This window comes from Arsukibacterium sp. (assembly GCF_041616895.1).
Classification (GTDB): Bacteria; Pseudomonadota; Gammaproteobacteria; order Enterobacterales; family Alteromonadaceae; genus Alishewanella.
The window spans coordinates 1-7,223 of record NZ_JBFJPY010000125.1; the positions used below are offsets into that span (position 1 = coordinate 1).

A 7,223-nucleotide genomic window follows, 5' to 3' on the forward strand; every position below is an offset into this window, starting at 1 on the left:
ACTAAGGTTGTTGCCACTCAGAAAAACTTTACTCAGGGCAATATGATTACCACTGAGAATAGCTTGGATATGATGATCCAGGGCCACGGTTTTTTTGAGGTGTTAATGCCAGATGGCACCACTTCTTATACCCGAAATGGTCAGTTCACTGTCGATGGCGACGGCAACCTGGTGACCTCCGGTGCAGGCTTTCAGGTGCAGCCCAATATTGTTATCCCGCCGGATGCGACCAGTATTACCGTATCGCAGGATGGTGAAGTATCTGTGCGCTTAGCCGGCCAGGTAGATAATGCGGTACTGGGCCAGCTTACCGTGACTAATTTTATTAATCCGGCCGGTTTAGAGCCAACGGGCCAGAACCTGTTTAAAGAAACAGCAGTCAGTGGCGATCCGGTACAGGGCATTCCAGGCCTGGAAGGACTGGGGATTATTGTGCAGGGCTCGCTGGAAACCTCGAATGTTAACGTTACGGAAGAACTGGTCAGCCTGATTGAATCACAACGGGTTTACGAAATGAATTCGAAAGTGATTTCTTCCGTTGACCAGATGCTGGGTTTTGCTATTCAGCAATTATAAGTGGAGGCATTATGCGTGCTTTTATGCTGATATTATCCGCGCTATCTGCGGTCTTGTTATTAACGGCGTGTGCATCACCACAGCAGCCGTTTGCTGACGATCCGTATTATTCGCCGATACCGCCAGAGCCGGCAGTGCGTCAGGTATTAAAAACGGGCTCGCTGTTTGCGCAGCATCAGTCGAACAGTCTGTATACCGATAATAAAGCCCGAAATGAGGGGGATATTATTACCGTGGTGCTGCGTGAGCGCACTCAGGCGTCCAAGCAGGCGAAGCACGAAACGGGCAAAGATAGTAGCGTCACGGTTGACCCCATGGTGGGTCTCAGTGGTCGTGCAGTTTCTGTCGCTGGCAATGTGCTGCAGTTTGGCGCTAATTCAACCGCTGAATTTAAAGGCGATGCCAAAGCGGATCAAAGTAACAGCCTGGTCGGCGATATTTCGGTTAACGTGCTGCAGGTCATGGCCAATGGCAATTTAGTGATCCGGGGCGAGAAGTGGTTAACCTTAAATACCGGCAAAGAATATATTCGTTTAACCGGCATCATCCGGCCACAGGATGTGGATGTGAATAACACCGTGGAATCAAATAAAATTGCCAACGCCCGGATCGAATACAGCGGCACCGGGGCCCACCATTATGGTCAGTCGCCAGGATGGCTAAGCCGGTTTTTCAACGGACCCTTGTGGCCTTTTTAAGAAAGTGGCCTTTTTAACCGCTATGGCCTTTTTAAAAATTGCCATGTTTAGCGTAACAGTATGAGTAATATTAAATGAACACTGCAGGCTACTTAGGAGTAACAACCATGTTCCGGAACAAACTGGCTGGGTATCTGGTATTGCTGCTGACTCTGTCGCTGACAACAGGGCAGGCTGATGCAGCCCGGATTAAAGATGTGGCCGATATCGAAGGCGTACGCTCAAACCAGTTGGTGGGCTATGGTCTGGTGGTCGGTTTACCTGGTACTGGCGAGCAGAGTCCGTTTACCGAACAAAGCTTTCGCACCATGCTGGCCAATTTCGGTATTAATTTGCCGGCAGGTCAGCGTAGCCAGATTAAAAACGTGGCTGCGGTAGCGGTGCATGCGGAACTGCCTGCGTTTGCCAAGCCGGGCCAGACTATCGATATCACGGTGTCATCGGTAGGCAGCGCCAAAAGCTTGCGCGGTGGTACCTTATTGCAAACGTTTTTAACCGGTTTAGATGGCAATGTGTATGCTATTGCCCAGGGTAGCTTGATTGTCAGCGGTTTAGGTGCCGAAGGCCTGGATGGTTCGCGGATTTTGGTTAACACCCCAACCGTTGGCAGCATTCCAAATGGTGCCATGGTAGAGCGTGAAGTTATCTCGCCTTTTGGTAATGGTGATTTTATTACGTTTAACTTAAAAGAAGCAGATTTTACCACCTCAAAAAGATTAACCGATGTGATTAACCAGTTTATCGGGCCTGACACCGCTTATGCTAAAGACGCCAGCTCAGTTCAGGTCAGAGCGCCCCGCGACTTATCGCAACGGGTATCTTATCTGTCAACTTTAGAGAATTTAGAGTTTGCTCCTGCTGATCATTCGGCCAAGATTATTATCAATTCACGAACCGGCACAATTGTCATTGGTAAAGACGTCAGGTTATTTCCGGCGGCAGTCACGCACGGTGGCTTAACGGTCACCATTGCTGAAAACCCAGAGGTGGTGCAGCCTAATGCATTTGCCGATGGCGTTACCGCCATTGAAGAAAATACCATTATTGATGTGAACCGGGATAACTCCCGCATGTTTAAATTTGATCCTGGAGTGACGCTGGACGATTTAGTTCGCACCGTTAATGCAGTAGGTGCGGCTCCTGGGGATTTAATGGCCATTTTGGAAGCATTAAAAGAAGCTGGCGCAATTCATGGCGAGCTGGTGGTGATTTAAGATGAGCCTGACCAAAACTCAAGTCTCTTATCATGATGTAAATAGCCTGCAGAATATTAAAACTGCGGCTAAAACCGATGAAAAAGCCGGCTTGCGGCAGGCGGCCGAACAGTTTGAATCCATTTTTATGAGCATGTTGCTCAGCAGTATGCGTAAAGCCAATGCGGCGTTTGAAGCCGAAGGCATGATGAATAGTCAGACCACCGAGTTTTACCGGGACATGCATGACAGTCAGTTAGCAACCGATTTAGCGCAAAAAGGCGCACTCGGTCTGGCTGATTTGCTGGTTGCTCAGCTTGACCCGACCGCGGTAAGCAAAGCCGCAAACAAAAATTCAGAACTTAAAATGCCCGGTGAAGTTAGTTTCAATCCGCTACCAGCGCGGCCAGATAACAGTAGAGTACTGAGCAACAGCGAACTTAGCAGCAACGTCAAACACACGTTAAACGCGATTGCCGAGTTACCTAAAGTATCAATATTACCAGCATCAGCACCTGCAAATTCGGCGCTGACCGCTGCCTCTGAGGCAAAGGTAGCGGTAACGAGCAAGCCTGACTGGCAAATTGGCTCGCCCGAGGACTTTGTCCGTAAATTATTACCGGCAGCAAAACAGGCAGCTAAAGCGCTTGGCTTAGATCCATTGGCAATGATCGCGCAGGCGGCACTGGAAACTGGCTGGGGCCAGCGGATGATTAAAACTGCCCAAGGCGACAACAGTTTTAATTTGTTTGGTATTAAAGCCCAGCGCAATTGGCAGGGTGAAAGTGCGGTGGTCGATACCCTGGAGTTTCGTGGTGGCGTTGCCCAAAAAGAGCAAGCCCGCTTTCGTGCTTACAGCTCGCCAGAGCAAAGTTTGCAGGACTACGCTAACTTTATCAGTGACAGCCCCCGCTATCAGCAAGCGATTCAGGTTGCTGCACAGCCGGCTGCATACTTTAACGAATTACAGGCCGCGGGGTACGCTACCGATCCTGCTTATGCAAAAAAAATAATGGCTGTTTATCAAAGCCCTGCGTTTGAGTTGGTTCGCAGCGAGCTGACTGCCGCTCAAGATAATCATATTCAAGACAACCATGCTCAAGATAATCGTACTCAAGATTTCAACCATGGCGCCGATGAATAGCATGTTAGCCAACAAAAGTGGCGACGGAGCAACCTATGTCAGATAATTTACTTAAAATTGGTAGTTCAGCAGTAATGGCAAACTCCACGCTGCTTAATACCACAAGTAATAATATCGCTAATTTAAATACCCCGGGCTATGTCAGGCAGCGCACTGAGTTTGAAGCAGAGCAAATGGGTTTAGGGGTAGGAAAGGGCACCACCGAGCGGTTGGTGAGTGAATTTACCCTGCAACAGTTGCGACGTGACACCACTAATCTTGCCTATGCCAATCAATATGTGTCAGAGGCTAACCGCATTGATGGTTTGTTCTCTAATCCGGCTAACAGCATTTCAACGGCAGTAAACGATTTATTTCAAAAGTTTCAAACTGCTAATAACGATCCCAGTTCAATCTCAACCCGATTACTTATTATCAGTAGCAGTGAATCCTTGCTTGACCGTTTTGGCACGCTGTCCAATTTGGTGCTGGATCAATCCACTTATATTAATCAGCAGCTGGAGCTGGATTTGCGCGCAACCAATAGCCTGATTAAAAATGTGGCCGATCTTAATAGAAATATCGCGAACTATGGAACCGGCAGTTCTAAACCGATACCACTGGATTTGTTTGATAAGCGGGATGAGGCTATCCGGCAACTGGCGGAGAAGGTTCAGATTAAAGTGCTGGATGCTGCCAATGGTGAAAAGCTGGTGTTTATGGCCACAGGCCAATCGCTGGTGATTGAAAATGGTGAATTTGGTATTTTAAGTTTGCAGGGCAATCCTGATCCCAATGTTAAAGAGTTGCAGTTACAAAGCACCGCCAGACCCGGCGTTTTAAGGCAAGTGGGTAACGAACAACTGGGTGGCCAGTTAGGTGCTTTACTGGCCTTTCGTGACGAAACCCTTATTCCGACTCAAAATCAGTTGGGGCAGTTGGCGCTGGCAATGGCCGACTCGTTAAATGAACAGAATAAGCTCGGCATGACGGGCAACGGCGATATTGGTAAAGACTTGTTTGCATTACCAAGCTTTAACGGGCTTCGTTTTAATGAGAACACGGGTGCGGGTGCCGTGACTGCCGTTATTGAACCTGGCAGAGCGTATCAGCTGCCGCCAAACGATTTCTTAGTGACTTTTCAAAGCCCTGGCACCTTTATCGTCGAAGCTGTCGATAGCTTTGGCAACGCCATTCCTAACTCTGCTATTAGCCAAACCGTCGCCGGTTTTCCTGCGACAATTAATGCCGCCAGCAGCCCGGATGATGATTTATATGGGTTACAAATAACCTTAAATGATAGCCTCGGCGCCTTTGCTGACGGCGACAGGTTCTTATTAAAGCCGCTGGCTGATGCGGCCAGACAAGTAACACAACTGAGTAACCGGGCCGAAGATATTGCCTTGGCATCGCCGGTCAGAAGCAGTGAAGCGGTTGATAACCTGGGTAATGCTGAAGTAAATGCGCTGGTGGTTAGCAGCACCGATCCGGCATCATCAGTCTTTAGTCCGCCTGCGGCGTTAAATGGTGCGCCATTTCAGATTACTTATATTGGTGGTAATCAGTTTGAAGTGCGGGACAATACCAGTACATTGCTGGGAACCACCCCAGCTTTACCTGCCGGACAGTTCAATAATATTATGACCCAGGCAAGTTTAGGTAATTACGGTTTCGATTTTAATATTACCGGAGCGCCGCAAACGGGAGATGTTTTTACCATAGACTATAATGTGGGTGGCTTTAACGATAACCGCAATGGCTTACAAATTGCTGCATTGCAGACAAAAGATACCATGCGTCGCTACGCGGTCACGACCCCGAATGCGGATAACCAAATGAGTTTTAATGAAGCTTACGGCACTATGGTAAGCTTTGTCGGTGATAAAACGGCCCAGGCCAGAAATGGCCAGGCCGCGGCTGAGGCATTATATTCACAAACTCAGAACTTATTTGAATCGCTATCAGGTGTTAGCCTGGATGAAGAGGCTGCAAATTTGGTCAGGTTTCAACAAAGTTACGCGGCTGCCTCTAAGATTATTTCGACATCGCAAACCATCTTTGACACCCTGCTGCAGGCTGTGAGGTAACCATGAGAATTTCATTCAACACCAAATTTAACCAGGGCTTAAACGGCATTCTGGATACTCAGCGCCGCCTGCTTAAAGCGCAGGATCAAATGATTAAGCAAACCAAAATTCTGACTCCTGCAGATGACCCATCGGGCAGTGCCAAGGTGCTGGGTGTGGGGCAGAATCTGTCGCAGTTAGCCCAGTTTGAGCAAAATGGTATTGCCGTCAAAAACAATCTCGGGGTGGAAGAAACCGTTCTGACCTCGGCCAGAACGGCAATGGACCGTGCCAGATTGTTAGCATTGTCTGCGGGTAACGGGTCTTATTCTGAATCTGAGCGGGAAGCGGTTGCCAATGAGTTAGAGGGCATTCAACAGCAACTGTTTGATCTGATGAATAGCCGCAATGTCGAAGGTGGCTTTTTGTTTTCAGGTTTTCAGGATAGCGTTAAAGCGTTTTCACTTGATGCCAGCACCGGTAAATATGTATTTAACGGCGACGATGGTCAGAAATCGTTGCAGGTCTCCCCCGGAGTGGTATTACCGGTAAATGACAGTGGAAAAAAAGTATTTGATAGCGTGCAGGTAACGCCACAGCCCGGTGCTGCGGTAATCTCTGTGCCAGGGCCTACCAGCGCTGATGTGACTGTGGCTAATCAGGCTCAGTTTAATAACTTTTATCGTAACAACTACGATAAACTAAACCCCACTAACAATACGTTTAATGTGGTGCTTACCGCACCCAGTAATTATGAAATAACCCGGGGCGGTGTTGCGTTGGTGCCGCCGGTGACGGGAGCTTATACCTCAGGAGCGCCTATTTCGTTTAATGGGTTGGAGATTACTATTAGTGGCCCGGCTGGGGCGGGGCAAGTTGATTTCGACTTACCGGCACCTGAAAAAACCAATATTTTAAACACGATTTCTGAATTGATGGCCGCCTTGCGGGTGCCAGGGCCAACAGATGATGTGTATCAAAGTAAAATTGCTAAAGCGATAGGCGAAATTGATTCTGCATCGACCAGTGTTGGTGCGACCCGTTCGTCGATAGGTGGGCGCATTAACGTGCTCGATAGCATTAACGGCTCTAATGCCGATTTAGAAATTCTGGCCAAGCAATACCAAGCTGATCTGGCAGAGGTAGACTTTTCCAAAGTGATTGCCGATCTGACGAAAGAGGAGACTGCATTGCAGGCAGTGCAACAAACCTTTAGTAGCATAACCAATACCTCATTGTTTGACTTTATTCGTTAGATTATAAATCTTTCCCGTCCATTATGGGCTGTCCGTTATGACCGGCAAAACGTTGCCGGTCTTGTTTTATCAACACTTCACTCAATTAAACCTTCAAAACCTCTTTTTTATACGTTTTTTAAAAAAAAGTTTAAAGTTTCGTTTTTAAGCTCCGATAACTAAGTATCAGGCAAGTCATCGCAACCGTTAAAACGTGATGGTTAGCAGCGCAAAATAAGTTATCAGGAGAAACACCATGGCTTTATACGTCAACAGCAACATCAGCGCGTTAAATGCACAGCGTCAGTTAATGAACAGCGGTAACGCCCTGG

6 protein-coding genes are annotated in these 7,223 nt (G+C 47.9%); all 6 read left to right on the forward strand.

Annotated elements, in window-relative coordinates; all coding sequences use genetic code 11:
* On the forward strand, positions 1–576 hold a 576-nt coding region (flgG, locus tag ABY802_RS15140), incomplete at its 5' end, for a flagellar basal-body rod protein FlgG (RefSeq protein WP_372627960.1).
* 11 nt (positions 577–587) lie between these two features.
* Complete coding sequence (gene flgH / locus ABY802_RS15145; RefSeq protein WP_372627961.1) at positions 588–1,274, forward strand: flagellar basal body L-ring protein FlgH; 687 nt, start codon at positions 588–590, stop codon at positions 1,272–1,274.
* Between the two features lie 107 nt (positions 1,275–1,381).
* Positions 1,382–2,488: a flagellar basal body P-ring protein FlgI gene (locus ABY802_RS15150; protein WP_372627962.1), complete on the forward strand. Its 1,107-nt coding sequence runs from the start codon at positions 1,382–1,384 to the stop codon at positions 2,486–2,488.
* Between the two features lies 1 nt (position 2,489).
* Entirely contained in the window at positions 2,490–3,611 is a 1,122-nt protein-coding gene (gene flgJ / locus ABY802_RS15155) for a flagellar assembly peptidoglycan hydrolase FlgJ (RefSeq protein WP_372627963.1), read from the forward strand.
* Between the two features lie 35 nt (positions 3,612–3,646).
* Positions 3,647–5,677: a flagellar hook-associated protein FlgK gene (gene flgK, locus ABY802_RS15160; protein WP_372627964.1), complete on the forward strand. Its 2,031-nt coding sequence runs from the start codon at positions 3,647–3,649 to the stop codon at positions 5,675–5,677.
* A 2-nt stretch (positions 5,678–5,679) separates the two neighbouring features.
* Positions 5,680–6,912, forward strand: coding sequence for a flagellar hook-associated protein FlgL (flgL, locus tag ABY802_RS15165; RefSeq protein ID WP_372627965.1), 1,233 nt, complete (start codon positions 5,680–5,682; stop codon positions 6,910–6,912).
* Positions 6,913–7,223 lie beyond the last annotated feature (311 nt).

What these genes read in the sequence shown, in the direction of transcription:
- ABY802_RS15150 (WP_372627962.1), top strand. Translation starts at nt 1,382, where the DNA reads ATGTTCCGGAACAAACTGGCTGGGTATCTGGTATTGCTGCTGACTCTG.
- flgH (WP_372627961.1), top strand. Translation starts at nt 588, where the DNA reads ATGCGTGCTTTTATGCTGATATTATCCGCGCTATCTGCGGTCTTGTTA.
- flgL (WP_372627965.1), top strand. Translation starts at nt 5,680, where the DNA reads ATGAGAATTTCATTCAACACCAAATTTAACCAGGGCTTAAACGGCATT.
- flgK (WP_372627964.1), top strand. Translation starts at nt 3,647, where the DNA reads ATGTCAGATAATTTACTTAAAATTGGTAGTTCAGCAGTAATGGCAAAC.
- flgJ (WP_372627963.1), top strand. Translation starts at nt 2,490, where the DNA reads ATGAGCCTGACCAAAACTCAAGTCTCTTATCATGATGTAAATAGCCTG.